Below are 17,081 nucleotides of genomic sequence, written 5' to 3'. Positions count from 1 at the left end.
ATAAACTGCTGCAAGTCTGTACTGACTCGCAACAGTAAACATCATTAGCGGTACTAAAATTACGAGTTAGTGGCTAATTGAGGCTTATTTTTAGCGTACTTGTATAAGCCGATCAGTGAAGCTGCAATCCAGAAAATCTCAATTACAAAGCTTGCAAGGTTAAAGTTGTAACACAAACTGATTAACAGCAAAATTGCCCCTGTTAAATTCATTATGTTGTACAATAACCCCGTTGGGGATGCTTTATTAAGTTGTAATAAAAAGAATGCACCAACAACTAAGAAAGTACCCGCCATACCTACAATATCAAATAACAGTGCTATCACACGTTTATCCTTTGCTTAAAAAACCCAACTAACTGGCCCTATCCTTGGGGAGGGTGTTTTTCAATCATTGAAACAGCAAAACCGGGCGAGTATATCAGGCTTGTTTATTGGTACAAGGTCAATTGTCCGCCTTACTAATCATCAAATCTAAGCTTTTGTAGTTATTACATTTTTAAACGTATTGGGTTATTTAAAGGTAACCTTACCGCCAATTATTTTATAAGCTGGCGTACCGCGTATGATTGCTGGGCGCGCAAATGGGCGCTCGCATTGGGGGCAAATACACGGAGTAGTTGTGTAATCTTGGGTTATTCGCTCTATAAAACACTTTACTAAAGCGCCTTTGCCACCTTTCCTATATTTAAACAGCGCCGCTTTGCAAGCAGAGCAAAAAATATCGACTGTTTTAGTCGGCCCTTTTTTATTTGGCTTAGCCATACACTCCTTAACATACCTACGTTGATACAAAGCAGACATTTTAGCAGTTAATAAATAAAAACGTTACAGAAGCTAGGTAAACTGCCTAATAAGCGGTGGAGAAAACACGGGAGATTAAATAATAGGTACGATATAAAACGCCATAAAAGCGTTTCGCTAATCTCTAAAAAACAAACGGTTTAATTGCGCTGATAACACATTCATATTAAATGGTTTAATAATAAACCCCGACACTTTTGCTTTAATAACTTGTTTTACTGTATCAGCGTTATCTTCGCAGGTGACCATAATAACAGGTAAATCGACTAAGGCTTGGTCGTGGCGTATATTATCAAGCAAGTTTACACCGTCTACTTTAGGCATATGTAGGTCGGTTATTACTAAATCAAATTTTTGCTGACGCAGTATTTTTAATGCCTGTTGGCCGTCAGTTGCCTCTACAACATTTTTGTAATCAAGCTGCCTTAACATATTAATTAATACGTGGCGCATAAGTGGCATATCATCAACGACTAATATTTTCATAATTATCTTTATTGTATTTTAGCGCTTAGCTTAAAGGTGGCGCCTTATTTAGCTTGCTTAGGGCCATACACCTATAATAAAACCCATTAATGTAAATTGTAATGTGTAATACCCTGCATTAATTATAAATAACTTGATTGGCCGCTGCTCATAAATGTAACTGAGCCCCAGCGAGCTACCTACCCAAAACAAACCGATGGCAAAACCTGTAAAGGCGCCCTCTCCCATTCCGGCCTCTTTACCTAAAAATAATGAAAGCACCACCGCCGACAAAAGTGCAAGTACCATACTGCCGCCAAAAATTAACGCCGGTTTTGCTGTTTGTAAATCAAGCTCCGTAAGGCCTGTACACTCTAACCAGGCATTTTTAAAAAAAGCGTTTGAATACCAAATACCGCCAAGCATAAAAGAGGAAAGCGCCGCCACAAGCACGGCAAAAAAATTAACATCAGAAAAATTCATACATACTGCCATAATGCATAGTGTACAAGGGTATTTTGACTGTAGTTAAAAATACCCTAAGCAGCAAATTATCGCCTTTAAAATTGCGGTTTAGGGCGTGTTGGTTTTTGTGGAGGTTTTTAAAAATCGCCATAGGTGGCACGCGTTTGTGCCTTTAAATCGGTTGGCGAAAGCGCTACCTCAAGCCCTCGCTTACCTGCACTTACATACACTGTTTTAAAGGCCATAGCGCTTGAATGAATAAAAGTGGTTAGGCGCTTTTTTTGCCCAAGCGGGCTAACCCCTCCCAAGATATACCCTGTAGCGGCTTGTACCTTTGGCGCGCTTGACATTGCGACCTTTTTAGCGTGACTCAGTTTGGCCAATTGCTTTAAATTTACTTGCTGGGATACCGGTGTAATGGCAACAATTAACTGCCCTTCATTGGTTTCAAGCACGAGGGTTTTAAATACCTGCTCACTGTTAAGGTTTAATTTTTCAACGGCTTCTTGGCCATAACGCGTTGTATTAGCATCGTGTTGATAACTGAGTACATCGTGAGGCACATTTTGTTTTTTCAGTAATTCTATTGCCGGGGTCATACAATTTAGCCACATCATTTTAAGCGCATTATTAATCTACAATAAGGGTTAATCATTTTGAAGAGTAACTTAATAGCAGATACGTAAAAAGCCTTTTATTGACGAGGGTATAGGTACAAAGGGTAAAGCAATGTGGGTCAATTGCCTAAGGCAACAAAATAGCTCAGTGAATTAATCGATTGAGTATACGCACTTTATAATATTGCTAAGTCGTGCCCAGTAAAATGGTTAAATCACATGAATTTGAGCCAAAAAAAACGGTGCATCAAGCACCGTTTTTTTTAGTTTTTACGATAACTAATTACTTAGTTAAATCGTCAAAAAACTTTTTAACGCCGTCAAAAAAGCCTTGCTCTTTAGGACGGTTTTTTGAGCTATCTTTGCCCATGCTCTCGTCTAACTCTTTAAGTAACTCGCGTTGACGCTCGTTTAAGTTAACTGGCGTTTCAATCACTACTTTACAAATTAAGTCACCTTGAGCACCACTACGAACCGATTTAACACCTTTGCCACGCATACGGAACATTTTGCCCGTTTGTGTTTCAGACGGTATTTTAAGTTTTGCACGGCCATCAAGCGTAGGCACTTCAATTTCGCCACCTAAACCTGCGGTAGTAAAGCTAATTGGCACTTCGCAGTACAAGTTATTCGCATCGCGTACAAAAATTGGGTGTTCGCGTACAGATACTTGCACGTATAAGTCGCCAGCTGGCGCTCCGTGCATACCCGCTTCGCCTTCACCGGTTAAACGAATACGATCGCCTGTATCTACGCCTGCTGGAATTTTAACTGACAACGTTTTCGTTTTCTCAACACGCCCTTGTCCGTGACACTTATCACATGGGTCTGAAATAATCTGACCTTGTCCCTGACACGTAGGACACGTTTGTTGAACAGCAAAGAAACCTTGGCGCATCTGCACTTGGCCAGCACCATGACACGTAGTACATGTTTTAGGCTTAGAGCCCGCTTTTGCACCACTGCCATCACATGGCTTACAGCTAACCCACGTAGGTACTTTTATTTCTACTTCTTTACCACGAACCGCTTCTTCTAAGCTTAGGTCCATGTTGTAACGTAAATCTGATCCACGTTGTTGACGCGATTGACGACGGCCACCACCGCCACCAAAAATGTCACCGAACACATCACCAAAAATATCACCAAAATCGCCTTGACCACCACCGCCAAAGCCACCGTGACCGCCGCCACCGCCTTGTTCAAAGGCAGCATGGCCGTATTGGTCATACATTTGACGTTTTTGATCGTCGGTTAAAATCTCGTAAGCTTCTTTTACTTCTTTAAATTTAGTTTCGAGATCTTTATCACCGGCGGTACGATCTGGGTGATATTTCATCGCTAAGCGTTTATACGCTTTTTTTATGTCTCTCTCGCTTGCATCTTTGCTTACGCCGAGAACTTCGTAATAATCGCGTTTTGACATATCTATCACACTACTCTTTTCTATTTGCAGCTAGGCTGCGGGATAAACCGATAAATCACATCGATTTATCATGAAAATTTTAAACCTTAAATACATACAAAAGGCGCGACAAGCTGTAGCCTGCGCGCCTCAAAAGTTCATCCTACCCTAAAAACTTGAGCAAATCATGTTGTTTAGGCTAGTTAGAAGCTTAGCTGACAATTACTTGTCGTCTTTTACTTCTTCAAACTCAGCATCAACTACATCGTCGTCTTGCTTAGCAGACTGTTGTGGTTGCTCGCCTGCATCTGCGCCACCTTGTTGCGCTTTAGCTTGAGCGATTTCCATTAGCTTTTGAGACTTTTCAGCAAGTGCTTGCGTTTTAGCTTCAATTTCTGCTTTGTCATCGCTCTTAATAGCTGCTTCAAGGTCAACAACAGCTGCTTCAATTGCATCTTTGTCTTCACTTGGTAGTGCATCGCCAGCTTCTTCAATTTGCTTGCGAGTACCGTGTACCATTGCATCAGCTTGGTTACGAGTTGCTACTAGCTCTTCAAACTTTTTATCTTCTTCAGCGTTAGCTTCTGCATCACGAACCATTTTTTCTACTTCTTCATCGCTTAAGCCTGAAGACGCTTGAATCGTGATTTTTTGCTCTTTACCTGTATCTTTATCTTTCGCTGATACATGTAAGATACCATCCGCATCTACATCGAAAGTTACTTCGATTTGTGGAGTACCACGTTGTGCTGGACGAATACCTTCTAAGTTAAATTGACCTAGAGATTTGTTGTCGCTAGCACGCTTACGCTCACCTTGTAGTACGTGAATCGTAACGGCAGATTGGTTATCTTCTGCTGTAGAGAACGTTTGCGATTTCTTAGTAGGAATCGTTGTATTTTTCTCAATTAGCGCGGTCATTACTGAGCCCATTGTCTCAATACCTAGCGATAATGGAGACACGTCTAGTAATAGTACGTCTTTAACGTCACCTGCTAATACACCACCTTGAATTGCCGCGCCTACTGCTACAGCTTCATCAGGGTTGACATCTTTACGTGGCTCTTTACCAAAGAACTCAGCAACTGTTTTTTGTACTAGTGGCATACGTGTTTGACCACCTACTAAAATGATATCGTTAATATCATTTACAGATAAATCAGCATCCGCTAGAGCACGTTTAAGTGGCTCAATTGACTTAGTTACTAAGTCTTCAACTAATGACTCAAGTTTAGCACGCGTTAGTTTAACGTTCATGTGCTTAGGACCTGATGCATCGGCAGTCACGTACGGAAGGTTAACTTCTGTAGATTGTGCAGATGATAGTTCGATTTTCGCTTTTTCAGCCGCTTCTTTAACACGTTGCATAGCAAGCGGATCGTTTTGTAAATCGATACCTTGGTCTTTCTTGAACTCAGCTACTAAGTAGTTGATTACGCGGTTATCGAAATCTTCACCACCTAAGTGAGTGTCACCGTTTGTAGCAAGTACTTCAAATGTGTGCTCGCCTTCAACTTCATCAATTTCAATGATTGATAAATCGAAAGTACCACCACCTAAATCGTATACTGCAACAACGTTTTCACCTTTGTTTTTGTCCATGCCGTAAGCAAGGGCAGCAGCTGTTGGCTCATTGATGATACGTTTAACTTCAAGACCCGCAATACGACCAGCATCTTTTGTTGCTTGGCGTTGTGAATCGTTAAAGTATGCAGGTACTGTGATTACAGCTTCAGTTACTTCTTCACCTAAGAAGTCTTCTGCTGTTTTCTTCATTTTTTTAAGTACTTCTGCAGAAATTTGTGGTGCAGCGCGTTTTTCACCGCCCGCTTCAACCCATGCATCGCCGTTGTCAGCTTTGATGATTTTGAACGGCATAATACCGATATCGCGTTGTACTTCTTCGTCTTCAAAACGACGACCAATTAAACGCTTAATTGCAAATAACGTGTTAGTTGGGTTAGTAACCGCTTGACGCTTAGCAGGTTGACCTACTAGCGTCTCACCGTCTTGCGTGTAAGCAATAATAGACGGGGTTGTGCGATCGCCTTCCGCATTTTCAATAACACGTGCTTTATCACCATCAAGTACTGCAACACAAGAGTTTGTAGTACCTAAATCGATTCCAATAATTTTACCCATGAATCTTCTCCAACTTCAAATTCGTTAATACGTTCGATGACTAGTAAATAGGGATGCCACAAAGTTAATTCAACTGTAAAAATGAAAAAAAATTCATTTTTTGTAATTTATTTAACAAAAAACCTTAATAAAAGTAGGGTTTGATGTTTTTTACGCCAAATACACCTATTCAACACAACTAGTCTGACCAGTTGTTATGTGCTATATATGTCTGATAATGATAATTTCAAGGATATTAACGATGCATTTTGATGACTTATTAAAACAAGCCTCTGCTATTTCAAACTCTTCTTCCGCTTCGCTTGCCAATAACAGCAATACAATGGAGTTTCCTGCTAATTGGTGCCAAGGTAGAACCGCTTTTGGTGGCCTTTCTGCTGCACTACTTTATCAAGCAATCAGAAAACACATTGACCCAAGTAGACGATTACTGTCTTTAAGCACTAATTTTGTTGGGCCGCTGCTTGCCGACACGCCTTTTTCATTGTCAGTTGAAATTTTACGCCAAGGTAAAAGCAGTACTCAGGTATTAGCTAAAGTGATTCAGAGTGAACAAGTGTGCGTTATTGTCCAAGCGTGTTTTGCTATTGATAGGCAATCGGGTGTTAATGTACCGGTTAGTAAAGAAATGGGATTAAAGCCTGTGGATGCACGTCATACATTGCCGTTTATTGAAGGGCAAATGCCTGAGTTTTTTCAGCATGTTGATTTATGTCCGCAACAAGGCGCTATGCCTTTTAGCGCTGCAGAGACCTCGCATTTAGGCGGCTGGATGCGCTTTAAACATACCCCAGAGGCAATTACCGAAGCACATATAATAGCCCTTACCGATGCATGGCCTCCTACATTATTACAAATGTTTAAACAGCCGGCTCCAGCAAGTAGCATGTCGTGGTATTTAGAATTTGTGCAAGAGCCAACGCTTACACCCGGTGAATGGTTAGGCTTTGAAGCAATTACACATCATGCTAAAGGGGGTTATGGCTTAGAAGATGGCTGTATTTGGTCGCAATCGGGGGAGCTAATTGCTTTGACACGTCAAACCGTTGCTTTGTTTGATTAAGTACCGCTTAGCTTACTAATGAGCTTAGTGGTAACCACTCATTATTTGTTGATATTTTCCCTTTGCTTTTATAGTTAGCAGGCCTTTATCAAATGTTTTTTGCAGCACTGCGTTGTTAAAATAAGCAGGGCGTGGGGCTTTTGGAAAAATTGGGTGAATATTAACGGGTAATGAGTGCGTATAGTCATTGTTATAGTAATGAAATATGCGCTCATCGAGGATAATTACATCCACCCAGTCTTTCATTAGCCTATCGACTTGCGCACGCTGATTGACTACTTCTTCATAACTTGCAAACTGAGCAACCCCTTTTGCAAATGGGGGCGGTAAATAAGCTGTTGCATGTTGAAATCCTAATACACTTTTATTGTTTAGCTCTTTTATAGTCTCAATAGTAAAGTTGCGCTTTTTAAGTGATACCGCCACATTTTTATAACTCAATACTGGCTGACTAGGGTAAATACCTGCGCCGCGCTTTCCTGCGTAATTAAGCAGTATATCCACATTACCGCTATGTAGTTGCTGCTCGGCGCGCTTGTTAGACATGTAAATAACCACAATATTATCTAAGCCTTGCTCAATAAGTGCCGCTTTAATTATATTAAGTTGTATACCCGTATCTGTTTTTTCTATTACATAGGGAGGAATAGTCGCACTGGCAGCAATCACAATTGGCTGTTTTTGCCAAGCGGCAGACACTGGCGGGCTTATAAAAAAACAGCTAATAAAGCAAAGTAATAACAGCCTCACATCTATCCTTAACATATTGTTATTGCGCTTAATGATGAATCGCGTTGTATTAATAACTTAAATATAGCAAAATTGCGTAAACATTCTTCTTTGATGGTTATAACTTGCAAACAATTTGCCCGTGCTGCGACCTAATAATTGATATACCCGCAATAGCCGATAAGCAAATGGCAGTGTGCCCGCATTGTCACCATAAGTTGTGCGAAGGCGATGTAAACAACGACAGTAAAGTGGTTGCGCTAAGTATTGGCTCATTACTAATGCTATTAAGCAGCATGTTTTACCCGTTTATTTCTTTTAGTAGCAGCGGCATAACGCAAACCATCACCCTGCCCGATGCTGCCCGAATTTTATTTAATTACGACAGTGAGTTACTTGGCTTATTTATTGATTTAAGCATTATTGCGCTGCCAATGAGCTTACTTATCATCCTTATTCCTATGCATCTTGGGCTTTTGCAATCCTTGCCTGAGGCCATCGCTAGGCGATTGCTCAAGTTTACCTTGGCCCTTGAGCCGTGGATCATGTCTGAAATATTTTTAATTGGCGTGTTAGTAAGCATGGTTAAAATTATGTCGCTTGCCGACATTAGTTTTGGCACCAGCTTTTGGGCATATATTGGCTTTGTTATTATGTATATTGCGGCGCTTGCCCATTTAAATAAGCCGCGCTTATGGGCACATATTAAACCAGCAACAACACTTGAAGACGCAGCACATGCCAAGCGCGCTATTGATCAAAACATTAAAGCTTGCCACGTATGCCATCAACTGTGTAAAAGTAGTGTTTGCCCGCGTTGTCACACTCAAACCCATGTAAGAAACCCCAACAGTGTTCAAAAAGCAACGGCTTGGTTAGTGACCTCTGTGCTGTGTTACATACCTGCAAATCTATTACCAATAATGCACACCACCAGCCTGGGTGATGTGTCACCGTCAACCTTAATTGGCGGCGTACTGACACTTTGGAAAAGTGGCTCCTACCCCATTGCTGCCATTATATTTTTGGCCAGCGTAGTGGTGCCACTGGCCAAAGCCTTTGTGCTTAGCTTTTTATGCATTATGGTGGCAAAACCTGCTAACAAGCACACAAAAGGCTATACTAAAATTTATCAACTTACTGAATTTATTGGCAAATGGTCAATGATCGATGTATTTGTTGTTGCTATACTCGTTGCCTTAGTGCAACTAGGCAACTTAATGTCAATTACCCCAGGGCTAGGCATTGTATTTTTTACTGTTATGGTAATATGCCAAATGATGGCTGCACATGCGTTTGATCCGCGCTTGTTGTGGGATACACCAAAAAACAAACATTCAGAGAATAAAGCATGACCGAAACGGCTAATGTAACAACAAAACCAAAAATTTCTGCTATTTGGATTATTCCACTGATAGCCTTATTAGTTGGTATATGGATGTTGTATCAATACCAAGCAAATGTAGGCCCTACTATTTATATAAAAATGCCCCACGCAGAAGGCATTATTGCAGGTAAAACAGAAATAAAAGTGCGCAGTGTTAAAATTGGTCAAATTGATGCTATACGCCTTTCTGACTCGCAAGATAGCGTTATTGCCCGCGCACAAATAGACAAAAACTATAATGAGCTCCTCACCGACGATGCCAAAATTTGGGTTGTTAAACCTCGTATAGACGAAACTGGCATTAGTGGTATGAGTACGCTTTTGTCGGGTGTTTATTTAGAGTTTTCACCGGGGGAGAGTAAAAAACTAAAAGAGCGTTTTGTATTACAAGACGAGCCAGCCCTTATTGGTAAAGATGTAAAAGGTGGGCGTTTTCAGTTACTCAGCTACAACGCTGAAGTGCTAGAGGTCAGCACTGGGATATTTTTTAAAAACTACAAAATAGGCCAAATAGAAACCGCTACTTTTGACTGGAAAAACCAAGCAATGAAGTACGGTATTTTTATTAACGAGCCGTATCAAAACCTCATAACATTAAACTCTATATTTTGGGTTAATGCCGGCATTGAAATAGATTTGTCGGCCGATGGTATTAATATAAGTACCGGCTCATTAAGTAAACTCCTCAAAGGCGGTATTTCGGTTGGCTTACCAGAGCAACAAGCCCCAGGCGACTTAGCCCAAGACGGCCACAATTTTTCGCTAAGCCAAAGCTACAAAGAAGCACTAGAAGAGCGCTTTTACGACTTTGATTACTACATTATTGATTTTGAACAATCTATACGTGGCCTAAGACCCGGCGCGCCTGTGGAATATCGCGGCACCCGAATTGGTACCGTGGTAGAAGCCCCCGCTAACGTTATTGTTAATGGTAAACCTGCACATTTTAAAAACCATAATACGGCGGTGCCGGTACTGATTAAAATAGAGTATGGCCGTTTATATCACGATAGCGCAGCGGCCAAAGAGTTTTGGCAAAGTAGCCTAACCGGCTGGATAAAAAATGGTATGCGCGCTTCTTTAAAACCTGGCAACCTTTTAACTGGCGCAGTGTATGTAGATTTTGATATATACCCCGACGCACCAAAAGCGCATTTAGCAAAGCTTGCCCAGTATGATGTATTTCCGAGTATTTCTAGCGGCATTACGGTGCTTGCCGATCAGGTCTCGGATGTGCTTAACAAGGTAAACGATTTAAAAATTGAAGACAGCCTAGCGCAAATGCAGGCTACATTTAGCGACTACCAAGCGCTTGCTAACGAAATGCGTGCGTTATTAAGCCAAAAAGACACCCAAAACTTACCCGGCGACTTTAACCGTAACTTTGATAAAATGACCAAAAGTATGGAGCAGTTTGAAGTGACCATGCGTCAATTTGATAAAACCATGGCAAGTTATCAGGCCGGCTCTGAGTTTCATCATCAATTACAGCAAACCTTGCTTGAATTTAAACGCTTAAGTGAAGAAATTCAGCCGCTTACACGGGGTTTAAACGAACAACCTAATATGTTTATTTTTGATAAAGCACTCCCTGCTGATCCACAACCAAGGAAGCAATAATGAAACACTTATTTTTAGCCATAACCGTGTTAATTACCCTTGCAGGGTGCAGTGCGTCAATTCAAACCGCAACGCAGTATTATCAGTTTGAACAACCCATTGCTTCATCATCACGCCATGTAAAAGAAACTGATGCCCAATTAAGAGTGCAAACCGTGGCCCTTAGAGGCGCTTTAAATAATTTGGGCATAGCAATGAAAATTGATAGCAACCAAATTCATGCGGCAAATTACAACCTATGGGGTGAATCGCCCGATGTGATGCTCACCGCTACAGCGCAACAAACCCTTTTTAATGCAATGCCTAATTGGATGGTCATTAAGGGCTTACCGGTAATTACCGAGCTTGATCAGCAAACGTTTTACGAGCTTGAGTATGAAGTGCACCACTTTAATGGTGATATGCAAGGCAATGCTGATATTTCTGGTCTTTGGCGCTTATATTACACCCACCCAGAAACTGGCCGACGCCTGATTAGTGTGCATAATTTTTCGCATGTAGTTCCAATAGAAGATGATGGTTACGATGGCTTAGTGGCTACCCTTGAGCAAACTTGGCAAAACATAAACCTAAGCGTAGCAAAAGCCATAGAGCAAGCGCGACTTTAATAACCATATATAATTACGGCGGTTTTATCATTATTAATAACCGCCTTGCCTACCCTATTAAAACCTAACTTTAATAATACACACTGAGATGCGGTATTATTAGCTGCGCAGATAGCACTGACCTGCTTTATCCCAAGTGTGTGCCTATTTTGTAATAGCGCTTTGGCCGCTTCAAAAATATAACCGTTTTTCTCATAACGGGTTAGCAAGGCAAAACCTAAATCTGGCAGTTGCAGTACGTCGCGTTTATAAAAACCCACAACTCCTACTACTTCACCATTGTGTAAAGTAATAATATAAGGGCCAAACCCTTGGTGTTTATGGGATGCCCTAAACGATTGCTCAATGTAGCGCTTGGCATCGCTGTGCGTATAAATGGCTTTATCGCCAATATATTTTATAAAATTTGGCTGATTCACCAAAGTAAGTAACATGGCTGCATCGTGCTCATTTGCATAGCGCAATAATAAACGTTGGGTTTTAAATACGGCCTCCACGTTATCTCCTATAAAAAGTTATTTGGTACGTAAATTTTTATTGACTGAAATACAAAACCCGATTATTTTTGCGCCGATGTTTTTACAGGCACAACAATAGCGGCATGCTTCTCTTGCACCGTCTGGCGCCAAAGCCAACGCGTTTCCCTTTCGCTATTAATTTAACATAACAGCAAAGCACCCTACGCGGCAAAAGCAGTGACTTGGCACGTAATAACTATTACCTGCTTTGTTTTTGTTAAGCAATTTATTATTTAAATATGCTTTTAATTTTGTGAATCTTTAAATGCTTGAACCTTCTGCATTAAGTTTACTGCCACCAGCGGTGGTTGTGGTATTGGCTGTTGTTTTACGCCGCCCTATTTTATCTTTACTTATTGGCGCTTTAGTTGGCCTAGTAATAGCCGACCCAGCTCAGGTGCTTGCTAACTTTGCCAACACGTCACTTAAAGTAATGACCGACGAAACCATAGGTTGGTTAATACTCGTGTGCGGAAGCTTTGGCGCTTTAATCACTTTATTAGTGCGCACTGGCGGTGCGTCGGCGTTTGGCAAATTAGCGCTAAAATACACTAAAGGTAAACGCTCTTCTTTATTTATGACCTTTTGTTTAGGTGTGGTTATTTTTATTGATGACTATTTAAATGCGCTTACCGTTGGTGAAACAATGAAACGCATTACCGATAAATTTAAAGTAAGCCGAGAAATGCTAGCCTACGTTGTAGATTCAACAGCGGCACCTATTTGCGTACTTGTCCCTTTATCGACTTGGGCGGTATTTTTTGGTGGCTTGTTAGTCGATAACGGCATTGCCGAGGAAGGCAAAGGCATTGCGGTTTATATTCAAGCCATTCCTTATATGTTTTACGCCTGGTTTGCAGTATTGGTGGTTTTGTTAGTGGTACTGGGTGTTATACCTGCTATTGGGCCTATGAAAAAAGCCGAAAGGTTAGCGCAAGTTGAGCAAGCCACTGTAGACCCTGCGCAATTTAGTGATATTCAAACAGCCGACGAATACGCTGTAAAAGCAGTAGAAGAAAGCTTTGAAGATGCAGACCCTAAAGGAAAATTACACAACTTTTTACTGCCTATAATTTTACTAGTAGCCTTTACAGTTTACTTTGAAATAGATGTATATAAAGGCTTATTAGCAACTATGGCGGTAACGCTTCCTTTTTATGCACTACAAAAATTAATGAGCTTTAGCGAAATGATAGAGCGCATGCTTGATGGCTTTAAAAGCATGATACCGGCTATTGGCACTGTAATAGCCGCATTTATATTTAAAGATGTGTGCGACTTAATTGGCTTAGCGCAGTTTGTGATCGGTAGTTTGAGCCCGTACATGACTGCCCAATACTTACCGGCGGTGGTATTTATTGCTATGGCGGTGTTAGCGTTTGCTACAGGCTCTAGTTGGGGTATTTTTGCTGTGTCGATCCCAATAGTTATGCCACTGGCAACTGCCGTTGATGCAAATATTCCACTGGTTATTGGCGCGTTGTTATCGGCCTCATCATTTGGAAGCCAAGCCTGTTTTTACTCAGACTCTACCGTACTTGCAGCACAAGGCTCTGGCTGTAATTTAATGAGCCATGCAGTAACGCAACTGCCTTATACATTAGTTGCCGCGGCACTTGCCGTTGTCGGCTTTATTGTTATGGCATAAATTAAGTTAATATAAATAAAAAACCCCAATGTAGTACTACACTGGGGTGTTTTACCAATCCACAATAATACTTAATTAAGCGGATTGGTATTCTTTTAGCTGTATAAATATATATAGCTTATTTTTGTAATTTAATACCATTGTAATAGGTTTCAAGCGATTGAATTTTGGTTTGATTTGGTAAATCAGCAAAGTCGCTTTCTACAAACTTAGTACCACGTAACTGCACATTTAAACGTGCGGCTTGTGGGTTTAACATAGTTTGTTTGTAGTACTGCTTAATATCCTCAAGCGTTACTTTTTCAACTTCATCAATTAGCTTTTGCTTAGAGTCAAACTTAAAGTTTTCACGATACCAATCGGTAATAAGTGGCCCCATTTCATCGCTTAGGTTTTTAGGCTGCTCTTTTAGTGATACAAGCGTGGCATTTTTAAGTTGAGCAAAAGTATCTAAGCTCATATTATCAAGCTCTACCGCGTACTCTTTTTTGAATTGATCAAAACGTGCCTGTATTTCTTTTGGCCCTTTAACAGGTGTTTGAATAAACAAGCCAATTGCCGAGTAATCCTCTATTGGGCGAGCCAGCGCACCTACCGCGTATGCAAGCTGCTCTTCGGTACGCATTTTATCAAATGCAATGGTTCTAAAGTGGCTTTGTAACACCGCGGCTTGCGCTTTTTGTTTATACCCTGGCACTGGGTGAACAGTCATATCAACTACTGCCACATCGGCAACATCAATATCTTTTTGCAATACTCGCGTTTCGCCTGGCTGTGGTAACCATGCTTTACTGCGCGCAAACTCACTCGATGTATGATTGCTTGGTAAAGTGGCACTTAGCTCAGTGGCTATCGATTCTATATCTTGTTGATTGTAATTACCGTAGCTAAATACACGTAAATCGTTGGCGGCAAATGTGGCTGTTTTTAGCTTGTTTAAATCGGCAACGCTTAACGATTCTGCCGCTTTTATCAGTGCCTCTGTATCAAAACTGCCTGTGCGGATAAGTTTTGAGTAGGCGCCAAATGCTTGTGCATACGGAAATTGCTTTTGCTGATTTAACAAGCCACGTTTGTAGCGATCAATGGCTTGGGTAAATGCTTGTGCCGTTACGTCGGCTTTTAACCCGCTTAGTGCTTGTTTTAAAAGTACATCTTGCTTATCGGTAAAGCCACTCATTGATAAAACTAAACCATTACTTGGCGCAAGGTTTACACTCATGCCGGCAATGGCGGCTTCGGTGCTTAGTTGGCTTTGTTGAATGTTATATAAGTCGGCCCATACTGAGTAAAGTACTTCAGCATTAATATCATTTAAGCCTGGCTGGGTATTAATATATACCTCAACTAACCCCTTTGGCTGGGCAGCAAATTTTTGGCTTGCTTGGCGCCATACTTTTACGCCGTTTTTATCGTAAGCCAGTTCAGGGTGTTTTTGCTCTTTAAACTCAGCTGTTTTAATCGCGAAGCTTTCAGGTAGTAAGTTATTTACACTTGGTAAAGCAAGCTTAAACTCGCTTGATGTTTTCCAACTGGCAATTTCGGCATCGCTAATATCTTCTATGCGGTATTTACCATCATAAAAATGCAGTTGCGAGTCGGTTTCTTCTTGTTGCGAAATATACCAAACGCGCAGCGTATCGGCATTTAATTGTTTAAGTACCTCGTTTATCGCCTCTGCGTCAAATTTGGCATAATAGTAAGGCGCATCAATGGCATGATTTAATGGGTAATCTTGCATGCTACCAGTTAGCGAGCTGACATAGCTAAACTCATCGCCTTTTTCTAAAAACTTAAATTGATTGCTAAGTGATGTACGAATTTCATTAAAGTACTTAGCATCTACACCTTCTTTTTTAATCAGTTCAATGTATTGCATAATAGTTGCGACAATTGTTTCGCGGTTTTTCATGCCTTCATCGGTTAATTCTAGCGAAATTGTAAGCGCGCCGTAATTGCCGTACTGACTAGGAGAAGGAGACGCTGTTAATTGCGATACCCAGCCTTTGTCGCGTAGTAATTGTGCCGGGCTACCTGGCATTTCATTACTTAATAAATAACTGACATAACGGTTAGGTTTAACCGCAAAGTCGCGGCTGTTGTTATTAATAGTAAACTCAAGTTGCAGCTGTTTTACGTCTTCATTAGGTGAGTAATATACTTTTTTGCCACCGGCTTTATCAAAATCAAGCTCTGCGGTAACGGTTGGCTTTTCAATGTGTTTATTTTCGATATCGGCAAAATAAGTTTTTGCTTTTTGCTCCATTTGCTCAATTGGCAAGTTTGAAATAAGCGCTACTTTCATGATGTTAGATGAATAGTATTTATTGTAAAAGTCGACCGTTTCTTTGTGTAATTGGCTGCCTTCTTTGTCTCCTAGCGTTTCTAGGTTACCAATTAAAAAGCGATTTGCCGGGTGATCGCCCATCATTTTACGGGCAAGTTTAAACTGACCAAAAAAGTCCATTTCGCGGCGCATTGACCACTCGGCATTTACAGCGTTTTTTTCTTTATCTGCATATTCAGGGTACAGCTTGGGGGCTTTAAAAAAATCAGCAAAACGGTCTAGCGCTTCATCAAAGGCATCGTTATTAATTTTAAACATGTAGTTTGTAATATCGAGCCAGGTATACGCATTATTTACCCCGCCATTTTTGGTCATAAAGTCAGAGTAGCCTTTTGTATCGGGGTAGCGCTCTGTGCCTAAAAAAAGCATATGCTCTAAGTAATGTGCCATACCTTGCTGCATCATAGGGTCGTGTAGTAAGCCTACGCCTACACTTAGCGATGCTGCTGATTTTTCAGCGCTTGGATCAGAGACTAAAATGACTTCTATTTCGTTTTCGAGGGTAAGGGTTTTATATTCGCGCGTATCATTTGGGCTAACAACTAATGTGTCTGAGAGTAAGGAGCTTTGCGAAGAACTAGCAACCGATGAGGTAGATGATGTATTAGTACAGCCACTTAAAACTGCTAAAGCGATGACGCTAAAACCAAGAATTTTTTTCATTTTGTTTTTCCATTAAAATTGCGCTTAGGATGCGCTCAAAACAACGTAATAGAGCTAAATTAACACTAACAATTAAGGGTTTACCACAAAATAATACTAATTTATGTAACACATTGTGAAAAACACCTGCATACTTAAAGTCAGAAAATAATAACGAAGGAAATAGGATGGAAAAAATAATAATACTCGCCATGTTTGCACAAGTAACGTTATCGCTCGTTGTAATGTTAATTATGGGCAAGCGACGCTTTGCTGCTGCAAAAAACAAACAACTACAGTTGAGCGATTTTAAAACCATGCGCCTTGATAACGCAGGCGATACCGTACGCGTAGCAGATAGAAACTTTACAAATCAGTTTGAAATACCAGTGCTTTTTTATATCGGTTGTATTGTTGCATTGCAACTTAACAGCGCTAGCTACTTAATTACTGCGCTTGCGTGCTTATTTGTTATTTCGCGTATTGTGCATACGGTTGTTCATATTGGCAGTAATAATGTAAGAATGCGCTTTAATGTTTTTTTACTAGGCTGCGCCAGTGTGTTTGCTTTATGGCTCGCGATTGTTTGGCGAATTTTAGCATTTTAGTAAAAGCGGCTTAA

Annotated in this window: 16 protein-coding genes; 6 read left to right on the top strand and 10 right to left on the bottom strand. The window is 40.8% G+C overall.

Annotated elements, in window-relative coordinates:
- Positions 1-59: 59 nt before the first annotated feature.
- From MTF68_RS05740 to dnaK, 7 genes are all read right to left on the bottom strand, one after another.
- Positions 60-326: a hypothetical protein gene (locus MTF68_RS05740; protein WP_004588716.1), complete on the bottom strand. Its 267-nt coding sequence runs from the start codon at positions 324-326 to the stop codon at positions 60-62.
- 186 nt (positions 327-512) lie between these two features.
- A complete protein-coding gene (locus MTF68_RS05735) occupies positions 513-764 on the bottom strand; it encodes a hypothetical protein (RefSeq protein ID WP_004588717.1) in 252 nt (83 codons plus the stop codon).
- Positions 765-920: 156 nt separating this feature from the next.
- A complete protein-coding gene (locus MTF68_RS05730) occupies positions 921-1,289 on the bottom strand; it encodes a response regulator (protein WP_024031358.1) in 369 nt (122 codons plus the stop codon).
- Between the two features lie 57 nt (positions 1,290-1,346).
- A complete protein-coding gene (locus tag MTF68_RS05725) occupies positions 1,347-1,751 on the bottom strand; it encodes a DUF1761 domain-containing protein (RefSeq protein ID WP_096042912.1) in 405 nt (134 codons plus the stop codon).
- Between the two features lie 119 nt (positions 1,752-1,870).
- Positions 1,871-2,332, bottom strand: a complete 462-nt coding sequence (gene ybaK / locus MTF68_RS05720) for a Cys-tRNA(Pro) deacylase (protein ID WP_248461947.1) — start codon at positions 2,330-2,332, stop codon at positions 1,871-1,873.
- Between the two features lie 301 nt (positions 2,333-2,633).
- Positions 2,634-3,776, bottom strand: coding sequence for a molecular chaperone DnaJ (dnaJ, locus tag MTF68_RS05715; RefSeq protein ID WP_024031901.1), 1,143 nt, complete (start codon positions 3,774-3,776; stop codon positions 2,634-2,636).
- A 201-nt stretch (positions 3,777-3,977) separates the two neighbouring features.
- Positions 3,978-5,897, bottom strand: coding sequence for a molecular chaperone DnaK (dnaK, locus tag MTF68_RS05710; RefSeq protein ID WP_024031902.1), 1,920 nt, complete (start codon positions 5,895-5,897; stop codon positions 3,978-3,980).
- A gap of 241 nt (positions 5,898-6,138) precedes the next feature.
- Between dnaK and MTF68_RS05705 the strand changes: the two genes are divergently transcribed.
- Positions 6,139-6,960 carry a thioesterase family protein gene (locus tag MTF68_RS05705; protein WP_248443891.1) on the top strand — a complete coding sequence of 274 codons (822 nt, stop codon included), beginning with the start codon at positions 6,139-6,141 and terminating at the stop codon, positions 6,958-6,960.
- A 24-nt stretch (positions 6,961-6,984) separates the two neighbouring features.
- Here MTF68_RS05705 and MTF68_RS05700 read toward each other — a convergent pair whose 3' ends face one another.
- Entirely contained in the window at positions 6,985-7,710 is a 726-nt protein-coding gene (locus MTF68_RS05700) for a transporter substrate-binding domain-containing protein (RefSeq protein ID WP_096042910.1), read from the bottom strand.
- A 167-nt stretch (positions 7,711-7,877) separates the two neighbouring features.
- On the opposite strand from MTF68_RS05700, the gene MTF68_RS05695 reads away from it, so the two are divergent.
- From MTF68_RS05695 to MTF68_RS05685, 3 genes are read left to right on the top strand one after another with little or no spacing between them, the layout of a single operon-like run.
- Positions 7,878-9,044, top strand: a complete 1,167-nt coding sequence (locus MTF68_RS05695; RefSeq protein ID WP_248443958.1) for a paraquat-inducible protein A — start codon at positions 7,878-7,880, stop codon at positions 9,042-9,044.
- On the top strand, positions 9,041-10,696 hold the full coding sequence (gene pqiB, locus MTF68_RS05690; RefSeq protein WP_029771939.1) for an intermembrane transport protein PqiB: 1,656 nt from the start codon (positions 9,041-9,043) through the stop codon (positions 10,694-10,696). Before MTF68_RS05695 ends, pqiB begins: the two co-directional genes overlap by 4 nt.
- Entirely contained in the window at positions 10,696-11,304 is a 609-nt protein-coding gene (locus MTF68_RS05685; RefSeq protein ID WP_024031907.1) for a PqiC family protein, read from the top strand. Before pqiB ends, MTF68_RS05685 begins: the two co-directional genes overlap by 1 nt.
- Here the strand turns inward: MTF68_RS05685 and MTF68_RS05680 are convergent.
- A complete protein-coding gene (locus MTF68_RS05680) occupies positions 11,301-11,801 on the bottom strand; it encodes a GNAT family N-acetyltransferase (protein ID WP_029771936.1) in 501 nt (166 codons plus the stop codon). The two genes, MTF68_RS05685 and MTF68_RS05680, sit on opposite strands and share 4 nt — an antisense overlap.
- Before the next feature lie 286 nt (positions 11,802-12,087).
- Here MTF68_RS05680 and MTF68_RS05675 point away from each other — a divergent pair, with 286 nt between their 5' ends.
- Positions 12,088-13,470 (top strand): Na+/H+ antiporter NhaC family protein, encoded by a 1,383-nt coding sequence (locus MTF68_RS05675; RefSeq protein ID WP_248461946.1) that lies wholly within the window; start codon positions 12,088-12,090, stop codon positions 13,468-13,470.
- A gap of 118 nt (positions 13,471-13,588) precedes the next feature.
- Here MTF68_RS05675 and MTF68_RS05670 read toward each other — a convergent pair whose 3' ends face one another.
- Entirely contained in the window at positions 13,589-16,480 is a 2,892-nt protein-coding gene (locus MTF68_RS05670; RefSeq protein ID WP_248461945.1) for an insulinase family protein, read from the bottom strand.
- A gap of 167 nt (positions 16,481-16,647) precedes the next feature.
- Between MTF68_RS05670 and MTF68_RS05665 the strand changes: the two genes are divergently transcribed.
- Positions 16,648-17,067, top strand: a complete 420-nt coding sequence (locus tag MTF68_RS05665; RefSeq protein WP_004588731.1) for an MAPEG family protein — start codon at positions 16,648-16,650, stop codon at positions 17,065-17,067.
- Positions 17,068-17,081 lie beyond the last annotated feature (14 nt).

Source organism: Pseudoalteromonas sp. 2CM37A, assembly GCF_023161885.1.
Taxonomy (GTDB): domain Bacteria; phylum Pseudomonadota; class Gammaproteobacteria; order Enterobacterales; family Alteromonadaceae; genus Pseudoalteromonas; species Pseudoalteromonas atlantica.
Note: the sequence above shows the minus strand (reverse complement) of the source record. Positions and strands in the feature narration are given on the sequence as shown.

Excerpts from the sequence above, each read along its gene's own strand:
- MTF68_RS05725 (WP_096042912.1), bottom strand. The coding sequence starts at position 1,751 with ATGAATTTTTCTGATGTTAATTTTTTTGCCGTGCTTGTGGCGGCGCTT.
- MTF68_RS05685 (WP_024031907.1), top strand. The coding sequence starts at position 10,696 with ATGAAACACTTATTTTTAGCCATAACCGTGTTAATTACCCTTGCAGGG.
- MTF68_RS05730 (WP_024031358.1), bottom strand. The coding sequence starts at position 1,289 with ATGAAAATATTAGTCGTTGATGATATGCCACTTATGCGCCACGTATTA.
- dnaJ (WP_024031901.1), bottom strand. The coding sequence starts at position 3,776 with ATGTCAAAACGCGATTATTACGAAGTTCTCGGCGTAAGCAAAGATGCA.
- dnaK (WP_024031902.1), bottom strand. The coding sequence starts at position 5,897 with ATGGGTAAAATTATTGGAATCGATTTAGGTACTACAAACTCTTGTGTT.
- MTF68_RS05675 (WP_248461946.1), top strand. The coding sequence starts at position 12,088 with ATGCTTGAACCTTCTGCATTAAGTTTACTGCCACCAGCGGTGGTTGTG.
- MTF68_RS05665 (WP_004588731.1), top strand. The coding sequence starts at position 16,648 with ATGGAAAAAATAATAATACTCGCCATGTTTGCACAAGTAACGTTATCG.
- MTF68_RS05670 (WP_248461945.1), bottom strand. The coding sequence starts at position 16,480 with ATGAAAAAAATTCTTGGTTTTAGCGTCATCGCTTTAGCAGTTTTAAGT.
- MTF68_RS05735 (WP_004588717.1), bottom strand. The coding sequence starts at position 764 with ATGGCTAAGCCAAATAAAAAAGGGCCGACTAAAACAGTCGATATTTTT.
- MTF68_RS05705 (WP_248443891.1), top strand. The coding sequence starts at position 6,139 with ATGCATTTTGATGACTTATTAAAACAAGCCTCTGCTATTTCAAACTCT.
- MTF68_RS05695 (WP_248443958.1), top strand. The coding sequence starts at position 7,878 with ATGGCAGTGTGCCCGCATTGTCACCATAAGTTGTGCGAAGGCGATGTA.
- ybaK (WP_248461947.1), bottom strand. The coding sequence starts at position 2,332 with ATGACCCCGGCAATAGAATTACTGAAAAAACAAAATGTGCCTCACGAT.
- pqiB (WP_029771939.1), top strand. The coding sequence starts at position 9,041 with ATGACCGAAACGGCTAATGTAACAACAAAACCAAAAATTTCTGCTATT.